We start from the raw sequence: 26,201 nt of genomic DNA on the forward strand, positions 1-26,201 counted from the left end.
AAAGGGCGTTTTACCATGTTGGGTAGGTTGGGGCCATGCGCCCAACCTACCCTTATAATTTAAACCGCGAGTTCAGCAGTATGAGAGGATGGATATGCATTTTCTTTTACAAAAGCTCTAGCTGTGGCTTTCTTCTCTAATAACTCAGCAAATCCCATAGCGCAAATTACAACTAAGATACTTCCTACCGGTGAATAGCAGAAGATACTATCTGAAAAAGAACCAAAACATACCGCAATTAATGGGCCAAGCATCATAAGCCGCATTGTTTTACTTTGCTTAAATGCCAAAATAACCAACGAACCTATAAATGTCAGGTAAAACATTAGCCCAACAACACCGCCTTCAACTAAGGCAAGCCAATATTGGCTATGAGGCTCATTAAGCTTTTCTTCCCAACCAGGAACTGGCTTATCACGATGGAAACTATATTTAAAATATCCGGTACCGATACCAAAAATCGGATGCTGTTCAAACAAGGAACGAGCATATTTATGAAATTGCATTCTATAACCTAAAGAAGTATTTTCTTCATGCTTTTTCAAAAACTCAATATCACTAATAAGAATACCCGTACGTAACTGCATTAATGGGCTTGCCAAATAAACCAATCCAATTGATGCAACCAGCAAGGTCACCCCTAAAGCCGCTTTCTTTAATGGGAACTTTTGTACAATTAAGAAAAGCATCAGAAAAGCATAAATGAAATAACCTGTTCTTCCCGTATTGAGGAAAAATATTTGGTAACTTCCCACAGCAATCATCAGCCAACAGTATATGCGCTGCCACTTACCCACTTGAGGTTCTAAAGAGATGATCGCTGCAAAATAAACCGCTAAAGCCACCATAAATCCGGTAACGATATGATTGTGGAACACCTCACCCGTATCGACTGGATTATTGAGGACAATCATACCTTTCTGTTTTAAAAAAGAAAGAACACAGGTAATTAACATGGAGGCAAAATAAGCATTAAAAGCCCAACGTCTGGTTTTAGGATGAATAAATCCCACCGCCAATATGGGTAGATAAAGTGCTTTAGAATACTTATCTACTACTGTAAACCGTAAATGATACGGCGCCTCAGACCATAAACAACCAAGAAGCACGTAAGCAAACAAGGCAATACCAGCCCAGCCCCATAAACTATTGTAAGCGCCCAATACTTGCTTTCTGTAGAATGGAGTTAAGAGCAGTGCAACTAGCGCTATCCCCGCCATAATTGATTTTAAACTGGAACTAATAGGCACAAAAAAGACAAATAAAACAATAAAAAAAGGTGCTATTAATACGCTTTTTTCTTCCGAACAGAGTTGTTTCACACTAAGTCCTCATTAGCTGTGGTCAGGTTGGGTAATTGCTCGATGTTGCTATCCTGGTATAGCTGCTTGATCCCTCGATAAAAAGTACCTTGAGCATTGAACACCGAAAACAAAAAACCAATTCTACCATCCAAAAAACCCCGTTGTAATATGTAGCACCTAAAAAACATCCATGAAGTACTAGCCAGAGTTTTGGGGAAACTTGCTTTTCTTTGTTTTACTATGTAGGTTTTTGCACTATAAGAAGAATATTTATTCATTTTGTAAAGTACATGACTCACATCTTTAAATGAATGATGCATAATGCAATTTTTAAGTTTTCCAATTCGCGCCCCTTCAGGAAGAACAATTTTTTCGTGGACGATGTCCGTACTAAAATGTGCTCCATGACGCTTATATAAACGTGCATGACGTTTGGGACTAGAAGAGTATTTTAAGGGTTGATTGTAGAAGTACATTTGAATTGCCACACGGTATGCATCAGCTTCATCCAATACCATTGCCTGCATTATTTCCTGCTTCAGCTTCTCACTTACTGCCTCATCAGCATCAAGATTTAAGACCCAATCTCCAGTGGCTTTTGCTAGAGCCCTCTGTTTTTGGGCCCCGTAACCAGGCCAGTCTGTTGAGTAAACATGTTCTGTATATTCTTTCGCGATTGCAACGGTATTGTCCGTGCTACCCGAGTCCAGAACAATAATTTCATCAGCAAACTGTACTGATTCCAGGCATCTCCTAATATTTCGTTCTTCATTTTTAGCAATTACAGTTACAGTCAACGCCATTTAAACAACGCCCTCTCTATGATCATGGCTATCGAAGTGTAACTTACCATCTTTAACTTTTAATGTCACATGGCCACCATGTATTAATTTACCAAACAAGAGCTCATCGGCGAGTGGTTTTTTCACATTTTCTTGAATCAACCGAGCCATAGGTCTTGCGCCCATTACCTTGTCATATCCATGCTCAATTAGCCATTCACGTGCGGGTTTGTCTACATCAAAGGTAACGCCTTTATGACTTAACTGCTCATCTAATTCCATAATAAACTTGTCAACAACTAAGCCTATAGTCACAGAATCTAGCGGAGCAAAATTAATAATGGCATCCAATCTGTTTCTAAACTCAGGGCTAAATTGTTTCTTAATTACTTCCAGCCCGTCGTTGCTATTATCCTGAGTTGAGAATCCGATTGAATTACGAACCAACTCACTAGCACCCGCATTAGACGTCATTACGAGAATAACATGTCTAAAATCAGCTTGACGGCCATTAGTATCTGTTAAGGTTCCATGGTCCATGATTTGCAGTAGCAGATTAAAGACATCAGGATGTGCTTTCTCTATTTCATCAAGCAGTAAGACTGCATGAGGATTTTTAGTTACGGCTTCGGTCAATAAACCACCTTGATCATAACCAACATATCCTGGAGGAGCCCCGATTAAACGTGAAACAGTATGTTTCTCCATGTATTCAGACATATCGAAGCGTAGCAATTCAATACCCAAGACATTCGCTAATTGGCGTGTAACCTCTGTTTTACCCACACCAGTTGGACCAGCAAATAAGAAGCATCCTACTGGTTTTTGAGGCTCTCTAAGCCCTGAGCGTCCCAGTTTAATTGCAGAAGACAAAGCAACAATTGCTTGATCTTGTCCGTAAACCAAGAGTTTTAAATCACGCTCTAAATTACGCAAGGTATCTTTATCACGTGCAGATACTTTCTTAATTGGGATACGCGCAATTTTCGCAACCACACTCTCAATTTCAGTGACGCTAATAATTTTTTTACGTTTACTCGCAGTGAGTAAGTTTTGGTATGCACCTGCTTCATCAACTACGTCAATCGCTTTATCAGGCAAGAAACGGTCGTTAATGTATTTAGCAGATAATTCAGCTGCGGCTTTAAGCGCAGGAATTGTGAATTTTACGCCATGATGCTCTTCTAGGCGGCCTTTTAAACCTTTTAATATTTCAAAAGTTTCATCAATTGAAGGTTCAGGAATATCGATTTTTTGGAAACGTCGAGCTAAGGCACGGTCTTTTTCAAAAATACCACGATATTCTTGATAAGTTGTTGACCCAATGCATTTTAATTCGCCATTTGCCAATAAAGGCTTGATAAGGTTAGACGCATCCATCACGCCACCTGAAGCAGCTCCTGCTCCAATTATCGTGTGAATTTCATCGATGAATAAAACAGCACCTTCTTGTTGGCTTAATTGCTTGAGTACCGCTTTCAAGCGTTTCTCAAAGTCCCCGCGATACTTGGTACCTGCGAGCAAAGCACCCAAGTCAAGTGAGTAAACAATACAATCACGGATAGCATCAGGTATTTCACCGTCAACAATGCGACGCGCAAGCCCTTCAGCAATAGCCGTTTTACCAACGCCAGCCTCACCAACCAATAATGGGTTGTTTTTTCTACGACGGCAAAGTACTTGTATTGTACGTTGAACTTCTTCATGACGCCCGATGAGGGGGTCAATCTTACCTTGTTTCGCACGTTTGTTAAGGTTCGTGCAATAGCTCTCTAGAGGAGACTCATTACCTTCTGCAGCGCCCATATCTTCATCCATTGATGAATTCATATTCTCGTGCATATCATTATTTTGGTACTTAGATACACCATGAGAAATGTAGTTAATCACATCAAGACGTGTAATATTTTCACGACGCAAGAAATATACAGCTTGACTTTCTTGTTCACTAAAAATAGCAGCGAGGACGTTTGCGCCAGTTACCTCGGTTTTACCTGCTGACTGTACATGGAATACTGCACGTTGCAATACGCGCTGGAACCCTAATGTAGGTTGTGTTTCTCGATCTAATTCATCGTCGGGAATTCTGGGAGTGGTTTCGTCAATAAATTCAACTAAGTCACGTCGTAACGCATCTATGTTGGCATCACAAGCCTGTAACACATTTCCAGCAGCTGGATTATCAAGCAATGACAACAATAAGTGTTCAACGGTCATAAATTCATGACGCTTTTCTTTTGCTTCCTTGAAGGCAAGGTTCAAGGTGAATTCAAGTTCTTTGTTTAACATTGTCGTTGCTCCTCTTCAGCCCACAACAAATTATTCCGGTTCCATGCTAGATAGCAATGGGTGCTGATTCATTCTGGCATATTCATTTACCAGAGCGACTTTAGTTTCTGCGATGTCTCGTGTGAATACACCACACACGCCCTTTCCTTGGATGTGAACCTGTAACATCACCTGAACAGCAGTTTCCTCGTTTAGATGAAAAAAATGTTTCAGTACATCAACAACAAAATCCATCGGCGTATAATCATCGTTGAGCAACACTACTTTGTACTTTCTTGGCAGTTTATTTTCTGTGCGTACCTCTGGCTCAGCAACCTCATGCCTTACAATTTCCTCGATATTTTGCCCGCTCATAACATACAACCTCTTACTATTTTTATAGACTCCCCACAGGCATTTGGCCAGTAAAAAGGGCTAATTTTAATGAAAAAATTGACCTTTGGGGTAATCAAAAACATATTGGTTAGATAGCTTCCATGAAAATGGACAACCTTTGTCCTATTCGTTGGTAACAGCTCAGGTCCTTATCTTATATCGCGGTAACCGTTAATTCTTAAAACCTAGCCTGGATGGAGCGCAGCGCAATCCAGAGAACAATGCTTACAATTGAACACTGAATCCCGGATTGCGCTACGCTCCATCCAAGCTACTATTTTTCCACGATATGATAAAGGGCTATTAATCGCTTTTATTGTGACAAAAAACCGTATTAGGCAAAGCAAATACGGTTACATTGTATGATAATACAATCACATGTGCTGGATAATCGCATCCGCAAATCCAGAACTACTCACTAAAGTAGCCCCTTCCATAGTGCGTTGGAAATCATAAGTCACTGTTTTTGCTTCAATTGCACCTTCGGTACCCTTGATAATTAAATCAGCTGCTTCATTCCATCCCATATGGCGTAACATCATTTCAGCAGAAAGAATGATTGAACCCGGGTTCACTTTATCTTGACCAGCATACTTTGGTGCAGTTCCATGAGTTGCTTCAAATACCGCGATTTGATCACTTAAGTTAGCGCCTGGAGCAATACCAATACCACCAACCTGAGCAGCTAAGGCATCAGAAATATAATCACCATTCAAATTCAACGTAGCAATAACGCTGTACTCTTCAGGTCTTAAAAGAATTTGTTGTAAGAACGCGTCAGCGATCACATCATTGATAATGATTTGATTTCCGGTCTTAGGATTTTTGAACTCCATCCATGGGCCGCCTTGATATTCTTTAGCGCCAAAAACATCACGAGCAATTTGGTAAGCCCAATCTTTAAAGGCACCTTCAGTAAACTTCATAATGTTACCTTTGTGAACAAAAGTAACCACTTTACGATCATTATCAATAGCGTATTGAATTGCTGCTTTAATTAAACGCGCCGTTCCTTCTTGAGAAACGGGTTTAACACCAATACCGCAATGCTCTGTGAATCGAATTTTTTTAACACCCATTTCGTTAGTTAAGAATTCAATTACTTTTTTCGCTTCTGGAGAATTTGCTTGCCACTCAATACCGGCATAAATATCTTCTGAGTTTTCGCGGAAAATAACCATATCGGTTTTCCAAGGCTCTTTTACAGGACTTGGTACTCCAGTAAAATAACGAATAGGACGCAAGCAAGTGAACAGATCTAGCTGTTGACGAATTGCTACGTTTAACGAACGAATTCCACCACCCACTGGGGTAGTTAAAGGCCCTTTAATAGATACAACATATTTTTTTAATGCCTCTAAAGTCTCTTCTGGTAACCATTGATCTGCACCATAAACTTTAGTTGCTTTCTCACCTGCATAAACTTCCATCCAGGAAATTTTTCTTTCAGAGCCGTAAGCTTTTTTTACCGCAGCGTCAACAACTTTGATCATAGGGGGTGTTACATCTACACCAATACCATCACCTTCAATAAAAGGAATAATTGGGTTATTCGGCACATTAAGAGAATGATCCGCGTTAACCGTAATCACTTCACCTTCTGCAGGCACTTTGATTTTATCGTACGTCATTGACAACTCCGTAAATTTTTAGAGGTGATAATGATAGCACGCTAGAACTTGGAATCCCAAGTCCATTTGCGTGAAATTGGTTAGGATAATACGAAAAAATGCAATAGAATTTCTTTAAGACAAATATTAGTGTTTTAAGTTTATGCGTGCTGCAACATTTTAATCTGTTCGATTAATTGATCATAACCTGCCTCTACATTTATGTAATTATTTTTAGCTAAATAAATAGACAGTGAACCATCATCTGTTGCCGTAGATTTTTGTAATACACCATTATAACCCTTGCTTTTTAAACGTAAAAAGTCACCAATTCGGGTTACTAAGTAAAAATTTCGGTAATACTTTCGCGGATGCATATGAATAGCTTGCGCATCATTTTGCAGCGATTTTCCAGGCAAGTAATCTTTAAGTGAGTACGATGCATTATTATGTACAGCAACAACCTTACCTCGGGGTAATATTCTTTTTATTTTATCTGCTAATTTTTTAACTTCTCGATGGGCTTCTGGGCTGTATTGACTAAGACTAGTTAAGGTTTTTTTAATGCCATTGTCGGTAAAAATTCTATTGGGATCAAACTCATAACGCTTGTTGCGCAAATTAAATACAATATTGCGACCACCAGAATGGACTAACGTAATCAAGCTCCCACCTTCTTTCTTAACCACCGCCTGCGCTGCTTTTAACGCTGTCTGTTCATTGTGGTGCACATGAATAAATGTTTTACCTCGACCAACAGTATGCTTAATCTCAACCTTTTCATCACCAACCATCACAATATGGTTCATTGCATAGGTAAATTGAGAGAAAAATAATGAAACGAGTAAAAAATATCGCATAGATTCAGTTCACGTTAATATAGAAACTGGTCGGCATTGTATAATAATTGCCCTAAAAACACAAATCATGCGGAGATTGGCTTCACAAAGCAGAGCAATCCCTCTACCATTAAGACCTTTGAATTTAGGCTAACCGATTTTATGCCAGAACTTATTTTACTCAACAAACCTTATGGGGTTGTCTGCCAATTTACAGGCGAGGAACATGATCATACTTTAGCGGAGTTCATTGATATTCCTAATGTTTATGCTGCAGGACGCTTGGATAAAAACAGTGAAGGCTTATTGTTATTAACGAATGATGGTCCCTTACAACATCGGTTAACACACCCTAAGTTTAATAAGAAGAAATATTACTGGGTTCAAGTTGAAGGAATACCTACTGATGCGCAGTTACAGCCTTTAAGAAAAGGCTTAGCGCTTAAAGATATCCGCTTTTTACCTGCAGATGTAAGAGTTATTGAAGACCCCTCTCTTTGGCCTCGTAATCCCCCTATTCGCTTTAGAAAAAGTATTCCTACGTGTTGGCTAGAAATTATTTTATGTGAGGGAAAGAACCATCAGGTTCGGCGCATGACCGCAGCTATTGGGTTTCCTACATTAAGATTAGTGCGTCACCGAATTTGGGATTGGGAACTTGGTGGGTTGAATCCGGGTGAGTACACGATTGTTCAGGCATAGGCTAGCTGCCATCAAATAATGAGGAAAACGTAGTCTATTGTAAGTTGGGGCCCATGGCCCAACCTACAATTGGCGATAAGCAAAACGCGGTAAAAGCGTATCTTCACCTAATAAACGAATCCATGGCCATAAAAACATACCTACAAAGGCACTCGCGACAGGCATAAACATACTGTATTTAAAACCAAGCAGTGCAGTAATTAACGCGATAATTGCTTGATATAACAAGCAGAAAAAGCCAATTAAAAAGATTTGCTGCATCATGGAGAAAAACTGAAATCGTCTGGATTTACTGGAAGCAAGCCAAGTCACTAATAATAAAGCAAAAGAATGTTCACCGATCACGGTTGCCAACAACACATCAAGCATCAAACCCACAAGCAATAAAGTAGTTTGATTAAAATTTCCTGGGAGAAAATATTCAATATACAACACCAGCAATAAAACCCAAGGCGGTCTAAAATCAGTAACTAATTCCGGCATAGGCAATATGGATAAAATCAATGTAATCATAAACCCTACGGCCAAGCGTAAACGAAGATTCATTACATAGTCTCCTTGGCATTTAAACGCTCGTTAATTTGTGCGGTTAACTGCTCCTGCTCTTTATCGGGCCAGATTAATAAAACCAAGCGGTTGCGGTTAAGCAGAGCTACTGGTCTTACTTTTACCTTTACGAAATCCTCACCAGGCAGGCTATTAACTTCGTCTACTCGTCCAACAGGATACCCTTCGGGATATCGCCTATCTAGACCTGAAGTAACCAAAACATCACCCGGATGAATCGAGGAGGTTTTCGGCAAATTAATTAAAAAGAGCGTTTCAATATCATTAGTACCCACCAGAATAGCCCGCTCCCCTGTACGATTATTTCTTACAGGAACAGCACTCATAGAGTCTGAAATCAATAATACAGTACTGGTTAAAGGACCTACATCAATGATTTGCCCCATCACTCCTTTAGCATCTAATATCGGCTGGCCAACATATACACCATCACGCTCACCTTTATTTAATACAACAATTTGTCGTGAATTGCTGGTATCTACAGCCAAGATTTGCGCAGCCATTGCACGCATGTCAGCTTGCGAGGAAGTGAGCAATAATTCTTTAAGTTGAAAATTTTCTTTTTGCGTAACTAATAGTTTTTGTAACTCGGCTTCTAGCATTGCCTGTTGATATCGTAATCGCATGTTTTCATCAATTAACGCCTTTTTCGCGCTAACTAGCGACTGGATCCAACCAAATACGCGCACAGGGTAATCAACGGCGTATTGCAATGGAGCTACAATTAAAGAAAAGCCACTACGAACACTATTTAAATAACCATAGTGGTAGTCAGAAAACATTAAGAAAACCGAAATAAGCAAAGCAAGCACGAATCCTATTGGATTGTGCCCGCCTCGGCTAAATAATCTGTTTCGATTATTATTCTGTTGAGAGGAAATCACCGCCACGTAAGTCCATGGTTTCTAAAGCCTTACCACCACCACGAGCAACGCAAGTTAGCGGATCTTCAGCGATTAATACGGGTAGACCAGTTTCTTCCATCAGTAAGAGATCAATATTTTTCAATAATGCTCCGCCTCCGGTTAAAATCATACCACGTTCCGCAATATCAGCAGCTAATTCAGGTGGAGCCAATTCTAAAGCAGCTCTTACAGCACCCACGATGCCTGACAAAGGCTCCTGTAGCGCTTCTAAGATTTCTGCACTAGTTAAAACAAAACTACGAGGCACACCTTCTGCAAGATTTCTTCCACGTACTTCTATTTCAAACAAATCACGACTTGGGAATGCAGAGCCGATTTCATGCTTAATGCGCTCAGCAGTTGTTTCACCGATAAGTGTACCGTAATTACGACGTACGTATGATACGATTGCATCGTCAAACTTATCCCCACCAATACGCACTGATTGATGGTATACGATACCACTTAAAGAAATAATCGCGACTTCAGTAGTACCACCACCGATATCGACAACCATTGAACCACTAGCATCTTCTACTGGCATTCCTGAACCTAAGGCAGCAGCCATTGGTTCTTCAATCAAAAATACTTCACGAGCACCAGCACCCATAGCTGATTCACGAATTGCGCGACGCTCAACTTGTGTAGAACCACAAGGAACACAAACCAACACACGTGGGCTAGGACGCAAAAATTTATTTTCGTGAACTTTATGGATAAAATGCTGTAGCATTTTTTCAGTAACGAAAAAGTCAGCAATTACCCCATCCTTCATGGGTCTAATCGCATTAATGTTGCCTGGAGTTCTTCCAAGCATACGTTTTGCTTCTAGACCTACTGCTGCAACTCGCTTCTGACCTGACTCATTTCGCAATGCAACAACGGAGGGCTCGTTAAGGACAATTCCCTTATCTCTTACATATATCAATGTGTTAGCGGTTCCCAAGTCAATCGATAAATCATTGGAGAACACGCCCCTTAATTTCCTGAACATAAGCAGCACTATCCCATTCTTTTTTTGTGCGTTACTTTATACTAAATTTGCGTAAAGATCGACTGTTCTAGGCAACAATTTCAAATAAAAAAGTAAATTTTTTGTTCAATCAATTTTTCATCTTTCGCTTTTGCTGCCGCATCAAACACTTAAATAGAATAATGTTTTAATTTTGAACACACCATTGGTATTGGCCATATTTTAGTCAGAATGTAGGCTGGGCTGTAAAGCCCAGCAAATTCTATCTTGCAAATCCCCATGCTGGGCTTTACAGCCCAGCCTACGAGACATATGCAGAAATGATGTTAAAATTAATTAATAACAAATACTTCATTTAATTTTTCTTTGTTAGCAGTAACAAAACGCTGCCCAATGCCCTTAACTTCCGAAAGCTCTTCAATTGATTTAAAACCTTTATGACTGGTACGATAAGCAATAATAGCCTCAGCACGCTTCTTGCCTATGCCTTTAAAGGAACCAATTAAAGAAGTTACATCCGCTTTATTGAGATCAATCTTTTGGGAAACAACTACAGCTTGTTTCTCAGGATGAGCGCTTGGCGTTTTACCCGCATGCGCCGAGAGGTTTACTGCCAATAATGATAATGCAGCAGCAAGTATTTGTGCTTTCATAAATTTCTCCTAATTGTTGGACTGAAAGACCCGTTCCAGGGTCGGTTGCAGTATCCCAATAATTAGATGAACTGTCTAGATTTTTTTAGATGATTTTAGGTGGTTAATCAATTGTATAGCTTTAGCCCGAATTATCACGATTAAACGCCGGTAAAGCTATCAATTAATTGAAACGTGGTCTATGAATCACACATATAATTACAATGGAGTAAAACTTGAGCCCTCATTAGCAAGACCATCTTTTTCGCTCGATGATTCCTCAGAATTCACTGAAGGCCCCTCCATTTTATTGATATTTTCGTGCCACGGTTTGTTATCACGAGCCACATTTTCTATTTCTAAAACGCTATTAGCATTAAAATAGGTTTTAAAAAAAGTTACAATTTTTTGCCAAATAGAGGTCTGATTATTTTGTAAAAATCTAAAAGCCTGCTCTGCTTCGGGACTTTTGCTTATTTGTGTAACATTAAAATTATAAATAGCAATCCTTTCCAGCGTTATGTCAACTTCAACCCGGGCTTGTAGGGAATCTTCTCTTGGATCTGTCATGATATTTTGCCAAGTACCATTGAAAACCAGTTTGACGTGATTTGGGCTTTGAACCTCAAATTTAACATCGTAATCGGAGCGCATCAAAAAGTTATGTCCATTTTCTAGCAACAAGCCGTTTAAAACGTTGCCCATGGCATAATGCACTCCAGCTTTACACTGTAACAGCATTGTCATAGCTTTATTCTGCATGACTTGGTCGATAACCCCTCGTGAGCGTAGCCCTTCGCGTAACGCATCAAGTGTTATTATTTGCCCGCTGTCGAACATTGTCTGCAATTCAGGAAATACAGCATAAGATTCTCCGCGCCCCACTTCATTTTCGTCTTCAATTCCAAAATCATTAATAACGCCTTCGGATTTAAATTTAAATACTATGTCACCAATCTGTTTTATTTTACCAAAAAAGTTTAGCCGCTCTGGAGAGGAATAAATTAAATTTAAAGTCTTACCCATAATTGGCACCATAACATTAGAAAATATAATTCTTATTATACCGCCTAATTATTATCAAAAAATTAAACCTGGAATGGTCGGCATGTTCATCCCCAGGACAAAAGAGACTTAAGCTGCTTCTGCTCCATCAAATTCACTGTCATCAGATTCAGTATTAGACAAACGATTAAAATGCCAAGAACAGTAAAGAGACCCGATTCCACAAGCCATTAAGCCTAAAGGTAATGCATTAAGTGTTCGCATGAGAAAATAAGCGCTAACAATGGTTAATAACGAGGAGCCAAACATTCGTACGGTATGAATAAACGCCAGGGCAACGCCAGTATTTTCTTTAAAATCGGCAAGCATTAAGGACATTACTGCCGGCGCAATAACACTAATCCCTAAATTACAAATCAGAGCAAACGATAAAGCATACAAGTTAAATCCATAGACAGTGGAGCTTACCAACATCGCAAAGCCGCCTAAGAGTATAAGCCAACTTCCCATATAAATAGTGGATGCCATACTAAAATACTTGCGTAAATGAATGCCTAAATAATTACCTACGATGATATTTAATCCATTAAAAATAAAAATAATCCCATAGGCCAAAGGCGAAAAACCCAATTGGTCAATAATCAAATAAGAGGAGTTAATTACTGAGAGCATCACTGCTGCGAAACTAAACATCATGATCAATGAACCGTTCCACAAATAAGAAGAGGGTAAAATTTCTTGATATGATTTTATTACTTTTTTAATTGAAAAAGGTTGTTGAGGTGCGGTCCAAAATGGCGATTCAAAAAGTCCTTTACGTGTTTGCAGCAGTAATGCTATGCCGATAAAAGCCATTAACGCAAAATTTGCTTGCCAGCCACAATAAATAAAAATTAGAGATCCCAAAACAGGAGCGAGAATTGGCGATATTGAGACAATCATGGAAACATAGGATAAGACTTTTGCCCGTTCTACGGCATCTTCAAAATCTCTAGAAGTTGAAAAAGCCACTAGGTTAGCGCAACATAAAGCAAAACCTTGTAAAGCGCGCCCTAAAATCAAAACCTCTATGTTAGGAGCGAAAACACATATTAAACTCGCAATAACAGCAAGCCCTAGACTAGCCGGTAATAAACGCCGGCGACCATAATGATCTATCAATGGCCCCCATATTAATTGAGCACACCCAAAAACAAATAAATAAATACTTAAAGTAAGTTGGCTTAAATCGTGGGTAGTGCCAAAGTAAGTAGTAATGTATGGCAATGAAGGTTGGTACAAATCAAATGTTAAAAAGGAAAAAGCAGAGAGTAATCCGATAAGTAAAATAGATGATTTTGATTGCGGCATAATAATTAATAATAAAAAAGGAGCTATTTTAGTTCACTTTGATTTTATTTTCTATGATTAATTCGCCTAGCCATATAATTTTAACTGCAGGCTGTTGAGTGCGTTAGGAACGTATTAATGTGTCAGAAAAAACTAGATAGCAATATTTCTTAAATACTGAATAAATAGTCTAAAATTCAATAATTATATTTATTGGATGATTTTTCATGGTTAATCATAAGCACATAGTTATATTGATTATTATTTTAATTTCTATCGCTCTAATTATTTTTAATTAAAGAGTCGGCCCCTCCTAAGAGTTATGCATCGCCATTCAATGAGCAGCCAAGGTCATGCCTTGGCTTTGCTTATCATCTTAGTAAAGCATTCATAATGAGTTTTCTAAATTTAAAAAACAAAAGCAAAGCGGGACACTCTACACAAAAAAGAAAAACGGAGATTTTCAATCTAAGAAAGTTAGAGTTCGCCTCTTGAATTACTGCTAAAAATTCAATACATAATCTTTAAATTTAACGCCCAAAACCAGCACGAATACCGTATTTTTTACGGTATTTAAATATACATCACGACATATAATCATACATTATTTTAGTTGGTGCTCAGCGTTTGATATAGTTCATTAATGATTTTTTCACTTTATTTCATGTACTTAGAAGTAATACAACAAATGTCATTATTTTCTTTTTTTAGCTCTAAACCTGATAGACGATTCCAAGATATAAGCCCACTCATGGACCTTCTGGCATTTAAGTTCAAGGCAAATCGCTTCGAAAGGCATCGTCAACTTAACTAGTGAAGAAGCAAGAAAATAGCAAAAGTTAAATTGAGGGCGCCCTCATTACATTAATGCAGTTACTTTAATGAGTTCTTATTAGTGCATTCATCTTGATTTGTTGAGTTATTTTTCTCTCCGGAAAAAAAGGTATTATGATTGTCCTGAGAGAAGGAATTGACTACCAATTGTTTTTCTTGCATTGGAGGAGAGGCATCCAATATGCTGGTCGAGGATGTTCTAAAAGGATTAATACAGCCATCCCAAGCCATAAATGCGGTCATATCATTAAAGTAGCTCAGCGTAGGAGGGTTTAAAGATAGGACTGTGTCAGATAGCATTAGCTTACGGACATTTGCCAATAGTGTTTTTTGTATTTTTTCGTGCTCCGCGTCATTTAATGCTTTATGTTGATAACCTAAGGTGATATGAAAAGGAAAAGCAATATTTTTAGTTAAATTAAAAAATGTAGCAATGCTCGCAATTTTCTCTTTTTGTACTGATGAAATATCTACTACTAATTGCAATACAGGCTTGGTAATAATCTTGGTACTTTTTGTAATTGAAGGAGAGAAATTTAAAAACATCAGCAAATGCTCATGTAGTAATTGGAAAAATGTCAAGTTCTTATCAATAAATTCCAGCCACTGATCTTCAGGTGTATGATTTTGCACAAATAAATTATAAGTAGTCATATGATAACTGGTTACTGGAAGCAATGAATAGTGCTCGGCTATAAGAGGGTCTTGCTGTAAAAAATTAAATATATTTTTCCAAAACGGCTCATCCTGAATGGTGGATATAACTGATAATCCCGGAAATGATGTGAATTTTCCATCTTCATTTATTTTGCCCATAAATAACTCACAAAGGTACATTTTAATCTAAATTTTATATGTTTTTAGTGATTAAGTAAAATATTTTGCATTAAACGAACTTTTTTTCCACCAATTGATCATTAATGTATCTATAATATGGAGACATAAAGTTCGTTATTAGGTGTCAATGTGGCTAAAAAGACAATATCCCCCGGTCAAGCGGTATTACTACTCATAGACCATTATAAAAAAAAATCATCCGATAAAGACATAAAAATATTAACAACTTTGTATTTAAATGGCCTATGTAATCCCACCGATTGCTCGATACTTGATCGGTATGTCGATAATAATAAGAGTATTTTCCGACCTTATAAAATCCTCGCAGAACCTTCCGTGATCAATAATGACCCTACGCGCAGGTATTTTGAAACCCATTTAGCGTATGAAACGCTAATGCATGATACCCACGAAGTCAATCTTAATAAACTAATCAAATATGTAAATAAATTAGAACTATTGATTAAAAATAATGATCCTGCCCGTTATCAAAAATGCCATTCTGTATTAGGAGGAAATTCAGAAGAAAGTGACTCTAATGTGCAGAAAGAATATGCTGACTACATGAAAAGGCTTAAGGCAGGAGAATTATTTTCAACACTAAAAGCAAATCAAAAATTAGTTATTGAGTTATTTATTCGAGCATCTTTTCTTGCAGTAAATTGCGCTCAATCAAATAAGATTAATCTTCCTCTTGATATTTATGGAAAAGGGATTTATGCAGAAGATGCGCGCGGAAAAGAACTATTACCAACAACACCGCATGAGGCTTCCAATCATGCAGGTAATGTTCGATCCAAGCATTTTGGTTTAATGAAAGGACACATGCCTTTACCTGGGGATGACAATGCTATGGCAGAATCGATCATCCCTTTTCTAAAAGGTAGTGATCAATCACGATTTGTGTTTGGAAAGCTCTGGACGGCATTAAACTTTTCCCGCCAGATGCATCCATTTTCTAATTCTATTTCCGGTAGTATGCTTTGTCAGTTGCGCACGCTATCCTTTTTTAATCAAAAAAATGAAGGTTATTTTAGTGAATCACATCAGGAGTTTCAGGCTTTTTTTAAACTCTATATTTCCACTCTTTTATTTTATAACGGTGGTCATTCTTTATTTGAGTTTGTTGCTCCGCTCATCTTATTACCTGCTATTCATAATGAATTCAGCAAAAATAAGATAGATTTTACTACCCTTACTATAGCCAACATTTTTAGCTCTGATCCGATACCATTAAATAAAGCCCTAGATAAAGCGATTGCTTATAATTTTCAGCATTTACGAAAGCAATTTCTCAATGACGAAATAGTCCTTTTTAAATGGCCTAAACGAAAGCGTGATAATGATTTGGAAGAAAACAAAAAATTAAAGTTTACTTCTGAAGAACCTTTCGAGGAGGAACCAGAAAAAAATGAGGATATAAAAAGCACGTTACTTTCACCAAAGAAATGAAGTTATTCTATTAAATAGCTTAAGGTTAGTATCAACTTGGGGCTGAGCTACCATAAAGATTGATTTCTAGGGTAGCTCAGAGACGGAGTAGAACTGCCGACGAAGATCTTCAATTCAAATACTTTAGGAACCTTGCCTAATTTTTAGAGCCTGTAAATTATTGAGTCAAACTTATCATGTGTTAAACAAACTCCATCAACCGCTCTTCGAATTCAATCATAAATCGATTAAGAACGGGTTTCCATTTTTTAGAGGCACTCATTATAGCAAGAGGTCAATAAAGCCTATGTTCTATAGAACATAGGCTGATACAACTACAATTTTATACAATCGACTTATACAAAACATAAGCCACACAGGCAGTTAGCTTTTCCACCATATCCAAATGTAAAAACTCATTAGGGCCATGAGCATTAGAGTGTGGGCCTAATACTCCAGTGATCATAAACTGGGCATCAGGGAACTTTTCGCCCAACATCCCCATGAAAGGAATGGTTCCGCCCTCGCCCATATAGGCTGCGGGTTTGCCGTAGTAGGTTTGTGAGGCGTCATCTGCTGCCGCTTCTAACCAGGGGGAAAGTTTTGGTGCATTCCAGCCTTTAGAGCCATCATCAATCGAAAAATGAATCTTAGCGTTGTACGGAGGATCTTGTGTTAATGTTTCATGAATTGTTGTTGCTGCAACCTTGGGGTTCACTAAAGGAGGTAGGCGCATTGATAGTTTTAATGCGGTCAATGGGCGCATCACATTACCTGCATTGGCAATGGGTGGAAATCCATCTGCTCCAGTGACTGTTAATGCTGGACGCCAAGTGCGATTTAAAATCAGTTCCGTTCTATCTTGAACTACAGGTTCTACCCCTTCATGCCATGGAAACTCATCATAAACGTGCTTACCTAAAGCCTCTGCACAATGATGAGCCTGTTTTACACGCTCCTCCGGAATATCGCAGTATAATTGGGACAACTTAACCGTTCCCGTGGTTTCATCTTCCAAACGATTAATCAACTGGCGAGCAACCCTAAAACTATCGGCCACAATACCACTGGCACTGCCTGAGTGAACCCCTTCACTGATTAGCTCAACCGACAACTCACCTACGACATTGCCGCGTAGAGAAGTAGTCATCCATAGCTGCTCGTAGTTACCTGCACCAGAATCAAGGCAAATCACTAATTTAGGCTGGCCAATGCGTTCTTTCAATAATTCGATGTAATAAGGCAAATCATAACTACCACTTTCTTCGCAAGCCTCAATAATCAATACACAACGTGGAAATGGAAGGCCCTGCTCTTCTAAGGCGCGAATTGCTGTTAAGGACGCATAAGCCGAATAACCATCATCAGCAGCACCACGGCCATACAGACGTCCGTCTTTAAGCACTGGCTTCCAAGGATGTAAATCTTCATGCCATCCCGACATTTCGGGTTGTTTATCTAAATGGCCGTACATTAATACGGTTTCATTGATTTGTCCGGGGATTTCCATAAAAAGTAGTGGAGTGCGCCCTTCTAAGCGCATCACTTCTAATTGCATCCCTTGAGGAGCATGTGCTTTACACCAATCAGCAATATGATCTACCGCCTGATCCATCAATCCGTGTTCTTTCCATTTCGCATCAAAATGGGGTGACTTATTTGGAATTTTTATGTAATCACATAGACTGGGAATAATCTCTTCCTGCCATTGCTGACGAATAAAGTCATACAGTGCTTGGGGATTGAACATGTATTTGCTCCTCAATAATAACCACAATCTGTTCCGTAGCTGATTTGATTTTTAATGCTTTAATTTTATTAAAAATCTCATCCTTGTTTTTTTCAAGATCACGCAGAGCTTTTACTAAAGTCTCTGCATTCAAGGAGCTGTCATCAATGACAGAACTAATACCCAATCCTTGAAAATACTTAGCATTTTGAATTTGGTCCCCACGACTAACCTGCGCTGATAAAGGAATTAAAATATGGGGCTTGCCTAAAGCTAATAATTCATACAGTGAATTTGCACCTGCACGAGAAACAACTACAGATGCGGCAGCAAATAAATCAGCTAACTCCTCATTTGCATATTCAAATTGTTTATAACCGGAAACATCCATCAAGGCAGCATCCATTTTACCTTTACCGCAAAGATGAATGACTTGATAGTTCTGGGTTAGCAGAGGCAACGCGTTGCGAATGCTGCGATTGATTGAGCCTGCACCTAAACTACCACCAATAGCCAAAAGACAGGGTTTGTCCGTATTAAAGCCACATGATGCCAATCCTGCAGCAGCATTTCCGGAAAATAATTGCTCACGGATAGGTGTTCCCGTTACTTCTATTTTTTCCTGGTTTTTAAAATGCTTTTTACCGGCATCAAAAGTAAGACAGATTTTATTCACAAACGGAAAACATAAGCGATTCGCAAGCCCAGGACTCATGTCTGACTCATGAGCAACTACGGGAATGCGGTTTAACCAAGCCCCTACTACCACAGGGAAAGCAACAAAGCCTCCCTTGGAAAACACTACATCTGGCTTTAACTTAGCGAGTAATACAAAAGCTTGAAAAATACCCAAAACGATTTTAAATGGATCCAATAAGTTCTTAACGCTTAGATATCGTCGCAATTTACCGCTTTTCACTGAATAAAATGGAATACCAAGTGGCTTTATCATTTGATTCTCAATGCCCTCAGCAGAACCTACATAAGCGATATCCCATCCCTTATGACGAAATTCTTGAATCAACGCAATATTAGGCGCTACATGGCCTGCTGTTCCGCCCCCAGTAAAAACGATACTTGGCATCATAATATTTCCCTAATCAATAAGCTTAAATCAATCGCTTGGATGGATTTAGTAATTGCACCAACAGAAATGAAATCTACTCCTGATGCTGCTATTTTGGCAATATTTTCAAGAGTAATTCCTCCGGAAGCTTCTAAAGTACATTGGTTAGATTGATTGATACGTACTGCCTCAGTAAGCATTTCCAAACTGAAATTGTCGAGCAATATTCGGTCCGGTTTTGCAGCCAGTGCCTCGCGTAATTCATCTAAAGTTTCAACCTCAGTCTCTACTAGAATATTATTTTGAGTCTGTCTTGCCAAGGCAATTGCTTTCACTACGGAGCCACATGCCTTGATATGATTCTCCTTAATCAAAAATGCGTCATAAAGTCCCATCCGGTGATTAACCCCACCGCCGCAGCTTACCGCATATTTTTGTGCCACACGCAGTCCAGGTAAGGTCTTGCGCGTGTCTAGTAAACGCGTCTTAGTGCCTTTTAATTGTTCTACATAGAGGTATGTTTGCGTCGCAGTAGCAGACAAAGTTTGTAAAAAATTCAACGCGGTACGCTCAGCAGTTAATATGCTGCGTGCCGGTCCAGAAATACGGCATAAGGTCGTCGGTTTCGCTAGCCAGGTTCCTTCAGTTACCAGCCACTCAAGTTTAATGTTCTTATCAATCTGGCTAAATACTTCATTAGCCCAAGGTTGGCCGCAAAGGAGCATAGGCTCTCGGGAAATAATTTCGGCTTCGGCCATTAGGTGCTCTGAGAGTAAGGCTGCGGTAACATCGCCAGTGCCCACATCTTCTTGCAACGCATGAGTCACATCAATCGGTACTTGTGATAAGTGTTTATTCATTTACAGTGCCTTTTTTTTCCTGCATTACAAAGCGCGCTTTTAATAATGGAGGAGCAATAAAAGTAGTGATCATAACCATTAAAACAATTGCTGAAAACAAATCGTCCGAAATTACTCCTAATGTTCGGCCGATAGAAGCAAAAATCAGCCCTACCTCTCCTCGTGGTAGCATACCAATACCAATGAGTAAGCGGTCGTCTTTGGCATTAGCTCCAAAACCACTCACTAATTTCCCTATAACCGCGGCAACAATTAAGCCTAAGGCGAGAATAATCACATTCCAATGCAAAAAGCTTTCCAATTTGACTTGAATACCAATCAAGATGAAAAACATTGGGGCTAATATAGTTTCTAAAGGGGATAATAAATGATAAATAGTACGATGAACCTTCTCTTTTGGGTTCGTCTCCAGCGATTTAAAATAATCATCATGCAGAATAACACCCGCAGTAAAGGCGCCAATAATCGTTGCCAACTGGATAAATGAAGCAAACCAAGAAAGCAACATGATAAATAAAAAGGAGATGAATAACTTAGCTTCCCAAGGTTCAAGGAAACGGAAAAAATGAATGGACCGACGTAAGATGAAAGGCCCTAACAGTAAGGCGCTGATAAAAAAGATTATGGACGCCATAACAATACGGAGCACTACCATAAAATCAACAGCCCCGCTAATTACTACTGAGCTAACCACGGCTAAAATAATTAAACCCAAAACGTCATCCAACATCGCCGCGCCCAGAATGGTTCGCGCTTCGCGTGTGCGTAATTTTTTCATCTCAGCCAATACACGAGCGGTGATCCCAATGCTAGTAGCACTTAGAGTGGCTCCAATAAATAAATCTGCTTGGAAGGAGGCTTCCGGCATTAATAAATAAGCGACTCCAAATCCAAGAATCATTGGCACAACTACCCCGATCAGGGCCACCAGTATTGAATCACGCCCAGTATGCTTTAATTCTTCAAAAGAGCTTTCTAAACCCACCATAAATAAGAGAAAAATAACGCCATAACGTGAAAAAATATCCACCACATAAGCGATTTTAAGATAATCAGCACCACGAGAGCTCGCTAAAGCAGTAATGACTTGTTGGGCATGTTCAGGATCAGAAATGATCTGGGTTACCGCAGTATTTAAAGGAACACCTTTTAAAACCTCGCGGACAATATCAAAAGTGGCAGCTCCCTCGCGTAATAAGGTAATTAATTGAAAGCCATAAAAGTAAAACAGATTGCCAATCAAGACTCCCATGAGCAACTCACCCAGTACGCTGGGCTGATTTAAGCGTCTGGCAATATAGCGTCCAAGAATGGCAAAGAAAAATATGGTGGTGACGCCAAGTAATACAAAAGTGATGGGATCAGCTTCTTCTGCTGCTGGAGATGCAAATGCCACCATAGGACTTAATCCGGCTAAAAATAACCACCATTTACGATGCTGCATAAAACTAAACCTCTCTGATAAATATAGGCATGGTGTTCGTTGATGTTGTCTATGTTGCGGCTTGAATTTGGATTCGTCAAGCGAGAGGGTTAATCCCCCCATTGGAATGCCGAATTACTGCGGCTTGCCCCTGAAGGGGCACTGCCAATTAGTTAAGGAAATCGGGCAATGCCTTGTAGGCTGGGCCCATGGCCCAACATAGAGTTCTGGAACGGCTTGATGTCCTTGTTGGCCCATAGGCCCTACAACTAAAATCCTTAACTAATAGCCGGGCCCTCAGGGCTTGACCGCGGTATAGGAAAAAAGCCTTGCCCATTCTCCGATATCTATTTCTGCTTGGCCAAAAACAAGCAAGTTTCCAATACCGAATCAGGATTTAATGAAACGCTTTCAATCCCCTCATTCATTAGCCATTGAGCAAAATCCTGATGATCGGAAGGGCCTTGACCACAGATTCCAATATACTTACCTGCTGCTTTACAAGTTGAAATGGCCATATGCAATAAGGCTTTTACTGCATCATTACGCTCATCAAACTGAGATGCAATCAATCCTGAGTCGCGGTCTAGGCCCAAAGTTAACTGCGTCAAATCATTAGAACCTATTGAAAAACCATCAAAATACTCTAAAAACTCTTTGGCTAACAAGGCATTGGAAGGAAGCTCGCACATCATGATCACTCTTAAGCCATGTTTGCCTCGCTCTAAACCGTTTTGTTTCAATACGTCAATAACATTAGCGGCTTCAGACACAGTGCGCACAAAGGGAATCATCACTTCAACGTTAATAAGTCCCATTTCCTCACGTACACGACGCACAGCTTTACATTCTAAAGCAAAACAATCTGCAAACTCTGGAGAAACATAACGTGATGCACCTCTAAAACCAAGCATTGGATTTTCTTCATGCGGTTCATACAATGAGCCACCAGTAAGATTTGCATATTCATTGGATTTAAAATCAGACAAACGAACAATTACAGGTTTGGGATAAAAAGCAGATGCAATGGTGGCAATCCCCTCTTTTAAACGCTCAATATAATACTCAACCGGAGATTCATAAGCTGCTGTTTTTTCTCTAATAAACTGCTTCAACTCTTTATCTTGCAAACTATCAAAGTCAAGTAAAGCACGTGGGTGAATACCAATCGTATTGGAAATCAAGAACTCTAAACGCGCCAAACCTACTCCTGAATTAGGAATCGATTGGAAGGTAAATGCACGCTCAGGATTACCTACGTTTAACATCACTTTCATGGGTAATTCAGGCATCGTCTCTACATCAAGCTGTATTTGCTCAAATGGCAGTATGCCTTCATAAACAAAACCAGTATCACCTTCAGCACAACTTACAGTGACTTCATCACCATCACGAATTGTTTTAGTCGCATCACCACAACCTACAACGGCAGGAATACCTAACTCGCGTGCAATAATTGCGGCATGGCAAGTTCTGCCTCCACGATTAGTAACAATCGCTGAAGCTCGTTTCATTACGGGTTCCCAATCAGGGTCGGTCATATCAGAAACAAGTACGTCACCTGGTTGTACACGATTCATTTCGCTGACATCGCGAATAATCCGCGCCTTACCTTGGCCTATACGCTGTCCGATACTACGCCCCTCCGCTAATATCTCACCCTGCTGTTGCAGTGTGTAACGTTCGAGTATCTGTTTATTGTCACGACTTTTTACTGTTTCTGGACGTGCTTGTAAAATATAGAGCTTGCCATTGGTTCCATCTTTTGCCCACTCAATATCCATGGGACGGCCGTAATGTTTCTCAATAATCATGGCCTGACGTGCCAAACTTTCTATTTCTGCAGACGTTAAAGAGAATAACAGGCGTTCTGCCGCATCCACATCAACTGTTTTAACGCGACGATTTTGACTTGGCTCATCACAGTAAACCATTTTCAATGCTTTACTGCCGAGGTTTCTACGAATGATTGCGGGTTTACCTGCTTGTAAACCGGGTTTGTGAACATAAAACTCATCTGGATTTACTGCGCCCTGCACAACCATTTCACCTAGACCATAAGATGAGGTGATGAATACGACCTGATCAAAACCTGATTCTGTATCCATGGTAAACATTACACCACTTACCGCTAAGTCGCTGCGCACCATTTGCTGAATACCTGCAGATAAGGCCACATCATGGTGTTCAAATTTGTGGTGGGTACGATAAGCTATAGCTCTATCGTTAAACAAGGAAGCAAAAACAAGCTTAATAGATTCTAAAATAGCATCAATGCCTTTAACGTTTAAAAAAGTTTCTTGCTGACCAGCAAATGACGCATCGGGTAAATCCTCTGCTGTAGCTGAAGAGCGAACGGCTACACTAAAATCATCATGACCAATCGCTTGAGACATCTTTTGATAAGCAGTATGCACTTCCTTTTCAAACTCGGGGGTAAATGGCGCCTTAATCACCATATCTCTAATTTCTCGACCGACAGTAGTCAGTTGAAGAACGTCATCAGTATTCAGCGTGGATAATTTTTCATAAATTTTCTTATCTAGACCATCTTGGGATAAAAACTCTTTAAATGAATCCGCTGTAGTTGCAAAGCCACCCGGAACCGCAACGCCCACTGAGGACAAGTGGCTAATCATTTCACCAAGTGACGCATTTTTACCACCAACCTGCTCTAAATCACGCATACCAAGTTGGGCTAAATCGATAATATGTGTTTTGACTGCCATAACTACCCCATATCCATAAAGTGAAAATCATTCTACTGAAATTACGATGCTATTGGAATGAGAACTTTTAGGCAATTAAGTAAAGCCTAATTGCCATCAGTTTCAGAGCATTACCGTTAGTGCTCTAACTTACTACAGGCCGTAATCGCATCAGAAAATTCCCGATAAAAATTAGTTTCGCCAATTAAATTAATGATCCCGCCCCTGCGTAATTTTACTTCAACTCGATAATTGGCACCGCTTAAAATCACTTGTACTTTGCGTTGATGTAAATCTTTAATAATTTCTTCTAAAGTCTGCAATCCAGTACTATCCATGAAAGGAACCCAACGCAGGCGAATGATTAAAACTTTAGGATCAGTATGAGTCACCGCCAAGGAGTGTTGAAACTCTTCTGCGGCGGCAAAGAAAAATGGCCCATCTACAGCATAAACCAATACACCTTGAGGCAAGTTTTCGATATTCCGCTTTGCTAGTTCGGTGGCTAAGTCATTATCGGTCATTTGCTGCACTTCCACACTAGAAGCCATGCGTCGAATAAAGTGTAATATGGCGATAATCACCCCTATATTGACAGCAACCACTAAATCCACGAATACAGTAAGGACAAAAGTCACCAATAAAATAACGACATCCGCACGTGGAGAACGCTGAACTATTTTAATAAAATGCTTCACTTCACTCATATTCCATGCCACTACAAATAATACCGCTGCGAGCGCTGCAAGGGGAATATTCACCGCCAGGGGGGCTAAGAAGAGTACAATTAAAACTAAGGTCAAGGCATGAATAATTCCTGCTAAGGGGCTATTCGCACCATTACGAATGTTCGTTGCTGTACGGGCAATGGCTCCGGTTGCAGCAAAACCACCAAATAATGGAGCAAAAATATTTGCGATTCCTTGCCCAACCAATTCGCGGTTTGAATTATGTTTTGTTCCGGCCATACCATCAGCAACGACAGCTGATAACAAAGACTCAATAGCTCCTAGCATAGCAATAGTAAATGCAGGGCCAATCAACTCAATAACTCGGTTAGCAGTAATCTCAGGGATTTCAAAACTAGGTAAGCCTTGAGGAATTCCACCAAACATGGAACCAATGGTTGCTACCCCCTGAAAATGAAAGATTGACTGCAAGGCTGTAACCACTAAAAGAGCGATTAAAGGCCCTGGAATTCGCTTTAAGCCTGGAATTTTATTGGAAAAAATAACGATAAATAAAGCAAGAAATCCTAAAGCGGTTGTGGTGAGATGCAGTTGCGGGAATGAATGCAGCAGGTGCCACAATTTTTCATGGAAATGCCCGCTTCCTCCCGAAGGAAAACCAAAAAAGTAATGCCACTGGCCGACCCAAATCACCACGGCAATACCTGCGGTAAAACCAACAATTACCGGGTGGGGTATAAACTTGATAATACCCCCTAAACGAGCAAGGCCAAAAAATAGCAAAATAAAACCAGCCATTAACGTGGAAATCTGTAAACCAGAAATTCCATATTTTGCAGTAATTCCTGAGAGCACTACAATAAAGGCTCCTGTAGGCCCTGCAATCTGCAAACGACTACCGCCCATAATTGTAACGATCAATCCCGCAACAATTGCGGTATACAAACCTTGCTCTGGTTTCGCGCCAGATGCAATTGCGAATGCCATCGCTAGTGGTAAGGCCACGACACCAACGATCAAGCCTGAAATTATGTTCTGCAGCCAATATTTCCGATGAAATAGGCCTTCTTGATAAGATTCAATAATGGTTTTCATAACAATGAGATAAATCTAAGTTAAAATTGCCGACATTATAATCATACAAGTAAGAAAAATGGCATATTCTCCCCAAGATTTCCGTCTAAAAAAGACTATTTAAACACCCACGGAAAAAGAAAATATGATCTAAGTATATATAAATAATCTTTATGTGCAATTTTTAAACACGAAAACATTTTATTATAGATAATTTGAGCCTCTAGAATTCACATCT

The 26,201-nt window shown here is 39.5% G+C and carries 21 protein-coding genes; 2 read left to right on the forward strand and 19 right to left on the reverse strand.

Going from position 1 to position 26,201, the window contains the following annotated elements:
* Positions 1-59 precede the first annotated feature (59 nt).
* The 6 genes from J2N86_RS11090 to J2N86_RS11115 form a co-directional block, all read right to left on the reverse strand.
* Positions 60-1,322, reverse strand: a complete 1,263-nt coding sequence (locus tag J2N86_RS11090; protein ID WP_252579532.1) for an O-antigen ligase family protein — start codon at positions 1,320-1,322, stop codon at positions 60-62.
* A complete protein-coding gene (locus J2N86_RS11095; RefSeq protein ID WP_252579533.1) occupies positions 1,319-2,107 on the reverse strand; it encodes a glycosyltransferase family 2 protein in 789 nt (262 codons plus the stop codon). The genes J2N86_RS11090 and J2N86_RS11095 overlap by 4 nt, the downstream gene beginning before the upstream one ends.
* Positions 2,108-4,375: an ATP-dependent Clp protease ATP-binding subunit ClpA gene (clpA, locus tag J2N86_RS11100; RefSeq protein WP_252579534.1), complete on the reverse strand. Its 2,268-nt coding sequence runs from the start codon at positions 4,373-4,375 to the stop codon at positions 2,108-2,110.
* 30 nt (positions 4,376-4,405) lie between these two features.
* Positions 4,406-4,729: an ATP-dependent Clp protease adapter ClpS gene (gene clpS / locus J2N86_RS11105; RefSeq protein ID WP_252579535.1), complete on the reverse strand. Its 324-nt coding sequence runs from the start codon at positions 4,727-4,729 to the stop codon at positions 4,406-4,408.
* 395 nt (positions 4,730-5,124) lie between these two features.
* A complete protein-coding gene (gene icd / locus J2N86_RS11110) occupies positions 5,125-6,381 on the reverse strand; it encodes an NADP-dependent isocitrate dehydrogenase (RefSeq protein ID WP_252579536.1) in 1,257 nt (418 codons plus the stop codon).
* Between the two features lie 140 nt (positions 6,382-6,521).
* Positions 6,522-7,220 (reverse strand): protein tyrosine phosphatase, encoded by a 699-nt coding sequence (locus tag J2N86_RS11115; protein WP_252579537.1) that lies wholly within the window; start codon positions 7,218-7,220, stop codon positions 6,522-6,524.
* Between the two features lie 141 nt (positions 7,221-7,361).
* On the opposite strand from J2N86_RS11115, the gene J2N86_RS11120 reads away from it, so the two are divergent.
* A complete protein-coding gene (locus J2N86_RS11120) occupies positions 7,362-7,901 on the forward strand; it encodes a pseudouridine synthase (RefSeq protein ID WP_252579538.1) in 540 nt (179 codons plus the stop codon).
* A gap of 63 nt (positions 7,902-7,964) precedes the next feature.
* Here J2N86_RS11120 and mreD read toward each other — a convergent pair whose 3' ends face one another.
* From mreD to J2N86_RS11155, 7 genes are all read right to left on the reverse strand, one after another.
* Complete coding sequence (mreD, locus tag J2N86_RS11125; RefSeq protein WP_252579539.1) at positions 7,965-8,447, reverse strand: rod shape-determining protein MreD; 483 nt, start codon at positions 8,445-8,447, stop codon at positions 7,965-7,967.
* On the reverse strand, positions 8,447-9,352 hold the full coding sequence (gene mreC / locus J2N86_RS11130; protein WP_252582445.1) for a rod shape-determining protein MreC: 906 nt from the start codon (positions 9,350-9,352) through the stop codon (positions 8,447-8,449). Before mreC ends, mreD begins: the two co-directional genes overlap by 1 nt.
* Positions 9,330-10,367 (reverse strand): rod shape-determining protein, encoded by a 1,038-nt coding sequence (locus tag J2N86_RS11135; RefSeq protein ID WP_058535650.1) that lies wholly within the window; start codon positions 10,365-10,367, stop codon positions 9,330-9,332. Before J2N86_RS11135 ends, mreC begins: the two co-directional genes overlap by 23 nt.
* A gap of 311 nt (positions 10,368-10,678) precedes the next feature.
* A complete protein-coding gene (locus J2N86_RS11140) occupies positions 10,679-10,999 on the reverse strand; it encodes a ComEA family DNA-binding protein (protein WP_252579540.1) in 321 nt (106 codons plus the stop codon).
* 198 nt (positions 11,000-11,197) lie between these two features.
* Positions 11,198-12,004 (reverse strand): hypothetical protein, encoded by an 807-nt coding sequence (locus tag J2N86_RS11145; protein ID WP_252579541.1) that lies wholly within the window; start codon positions 12,002-12,004, stop codon positions 11,198-11,200.
* Positions 12,005-12,112: 108 nt separating this feature from the next.
* A complete protein-coding gene (locus J2N86_RS11150) occupies positions 12,113-13,333 on the reverse strand; it encodes a multidrug effflux MFS transporter (protein WP_252579542.1) in 1,221 nt (406 codons plus the stop codon).
* A gap of 852 nt (positions 13,334-14,185) precedes the next feature.
* Complete coding sequence (locus J2N86_RS11155) at positions 14,186-14,962, reverse strand: DUF1868 domain-containing protein (RefSeq protein WP_252579543.1); 777 nt, start codon at positions 14,960-14,962, stop codon at positions 14,186-14,188.
* A gap of 150 nt (positions 14,963-15,112) precedes the next feature.
* Between J2N86_RS11155 and J2N86_RS11160 the strand changes: the two genes are divergently transcribed.
* Positions 15,113-16,435 carry a hypothetical protein gene (locus J2N86_RS11160; protein WP_252579544.1) on the forward strand — a complete coding sequence of 441 codons (1,323 nt, stop codon included), beginning with the start codon at positions 15,113-15,115 and terminating at the stop codon, positions 16,433-16,435.
* A gap of 322 nt (positions 16,436-16,757) precedes the next feature.
* Here the strand turns inward: J2N86_RS11160 and J2N86_RS11165 are convergent, their stop codons facing one another.
* The 6 genes from J2N86_RS11165 to J2N86_RS11190 form a co-directional block, all read right to left on the reverse strand.
* The gene (locus J2N86_RS11165) at positions 16,758-18,164 is read right to left on the reverse strand and encodes a M20 family metallopeptidase (protein ID WP_252579545.1); all 1,407 of its coding nucleotides are present in this window, start codon (positions 18,162-18,164) and stop codon (positions 16,758-16,760) included.
* Positions 18,139-19,230, reverse strand: coding sequence for an undecaprenyldiphospho-muramoylpentapeptide beta-N-acetylglucosaminyltransferase (locus J2N86_RS11170; RefSeq protein ID WP_252579546.1), 1,092 nt, complete (start codon positions 19,228-19,230; stop codon positions 18,139-18,141). The genes J2N86_RS11165 and J2N86_RS11170 overlap by 26 nt, the downstream gene beginning before the upstream one ends.
* Entirely contained in the window at positions 19,227-20,069 is an 843-nt protein-coding gene (gene nadC / locus J2N86_RS11175; protein ID WP_252579547.1) for a carboxylating nicotinate-nucleotide diphosphorylase, read from the reverse strand. Before nadC ends, J2N86_RS11170 begins: the two co-directional genes overlap by 4 nt.
* Positions 20,062-21,513, reverse strand: coding sequence for a cation:proton antiporter (locus J2N86_RS11180; protein WP_252579548.1), 1,452 nt, complete (start codon positions 21,511-21,513; stop codon positions 20,062-20,064). The genes nadC and J2N86_RS11180 overlap by 8 nt, the downstream gene beginning before the upstream one ends.
* A gap of 326 nt (positions 21,514-21,839) precedes the next feature.
* The gene (gene ppsA / locus J2N86_RS11185) at positions 21,840-24,221 is read right to left on the reverse strand and encodes a phosphoenolpyruvate synthase (RefSeq protein WP_252579549.1); all 2,382 of its coding nucleotides are present in this window, start codon (positions 24,219-24,221) and stop codon (positions 21,840-21,842) included.
* Between the two features lie 116 nt (positions 24,222-24,337).
* Entirely contained in the window at positions 24,338-25,984 is a 1,647-nt protein-coding gene (locus J2N86_RS11190; protein WP_252579550.1) for a SulP family inorganic anion transporter, read from the reverse strand.
* Between the last annotated feature and the right edge of the window lie 217 nt (positions 25,985-26,201).

Origin of the sequence: Legionella lytica (assembly GCF_023921225.1) — a bacterium.
GTDB classification, from domain to species: Bacteria; Pseudomonadota; Gammaproteobacteria; order Legionellales; family Legionellaceae; genus Legionella; species Legionella lytica.

Excerpts from the sequence above, each read along its gene's own strand:
- J2N86_RS11165 (WP_252579545.1), bottom strand. The coding sequence starts at position 18,164 with ATGTTCAATCCCCAAGCACTGTATGACTTTATTCGTCAGCAATGGCAG.
- ppsA (WP_252579549.1), bottom strand. The coding sequence starts at position 24,221 with ATGGCAGTCAAAACACATATTATCGATTTAGCCCAACTTGGTATGCGT.
- mreD (WP_252579539.1), bottom strand. The coding sequence starts at position 8,447 with ATGAATCTTCGTTTACGCTTGGCCGTAGGGTTTATGATTACATTGATT.
- J2N86_RS11115 (WP_252579537.1), bottom strand. The coding sequence starts at position 7,220 with ATGCGATATTTTTTACTCGTTTCATTATTTTTCTCTCAATTTACCTAT.
- J2N86_RS11095 (WP_252579533.1), bottom strand. The coding sequence starts at position 2,107 with ATGGCGTTGACTGTAACTGTAATTGCTAAAAATGAAGAACGAAATATT.
- J2N86_RS11190 (WP_252579550.1), bottom strand. The coding sequence starts at position 25,984 with ATGAAAACCATTATTGAATCTTATCAAGAAGGCCTATTTCATCGGAAA.
- J2N86_RS11135 (WP_058535650.1), bottom strand. The coding sequence starts at position 10,367 with ATGTTCAGGAAATTAAGGGGCGTGTTCTCCAATGATTTATCGATTGAC.
- clpS (WP_252579535.1), bottom strand. The coding sequence starts at position 4,729 with ATGAGCGGGCAAAATATCGAGGAAATTGTAAGGCATGAGGTTGCTGAG.
- J2N86_RS11140 (WP_252579540.1), bottom strand. The coding sequence starts at position 10,999 with ATGAAAGCACAAATACTTGCTGCTGCATTATCATTATTGGCAGTAAAC.
- nadC (WP_252579547.1), bottom strand. The coding sequence starts at position 20,069 with ATGAATAAACACTTATCACAAGTACCGATTGATGTGACTCATGCGTTG.
- icd (WP_252579536.1), bottom strand. The coding sequence starts at position 6,381 with ATGACGTACGATAAAATCAAAGTGCCTGCAGAAGGTGAAGTGATTACG.
- J2N86_RS11170 (WP_252579546.1), bottom strand. The coding sequence starts at position 19,230 with ATGATGCCAAGTATCGTTTTTACTGGGGGCGGAACAGCAGGCCATGTA.
- clpA (WP_252579534.1), bottom strand. The coding sequence starts at position 4,375 with ATGTTAAACAAAGAACTTGAATTCACCTTGAACCTTGCCTTCAAGGAA.
- J2N86_RS11145 (WP_252579541.1), bottom strand. The coding sequence starts at position 12,004 with ATGGGTAAGACTTTAAATTTAATTTATTCCTCTCCAGAGCGGCTAAAC.
- J2N86_RS11120 (WP_252579538.1), top strand. The coding sequence starts at position 7,362 with ATGCCAGAACTTATTTTACTCAACAAACCTTATGGGGTTGTCTGCCAA.
- J2N86_RS11180 (WP_252579548.1), bottom strand. The coding sequence starts at position 21,513 with ATGCAGCATCGTAAATGGTGGTTATTTTTAGCCGGATTAAGTCCTATG.
- J2N86_RS11155 (WP_252579543.1), bottom strand. The coding sequence starts at position 14,962 with ATGGGCAAAATAAATGAAGATGGAAAATTCACATCATTTCCGGGATTA.
- J2N86_RS11150 (WP_252579542.1), bottom strand. The coding sequence starts at position 13,333 with ATGCCGCAATCAAAATCATCTATTTTACTTATCGGATTACTCTCTGCT.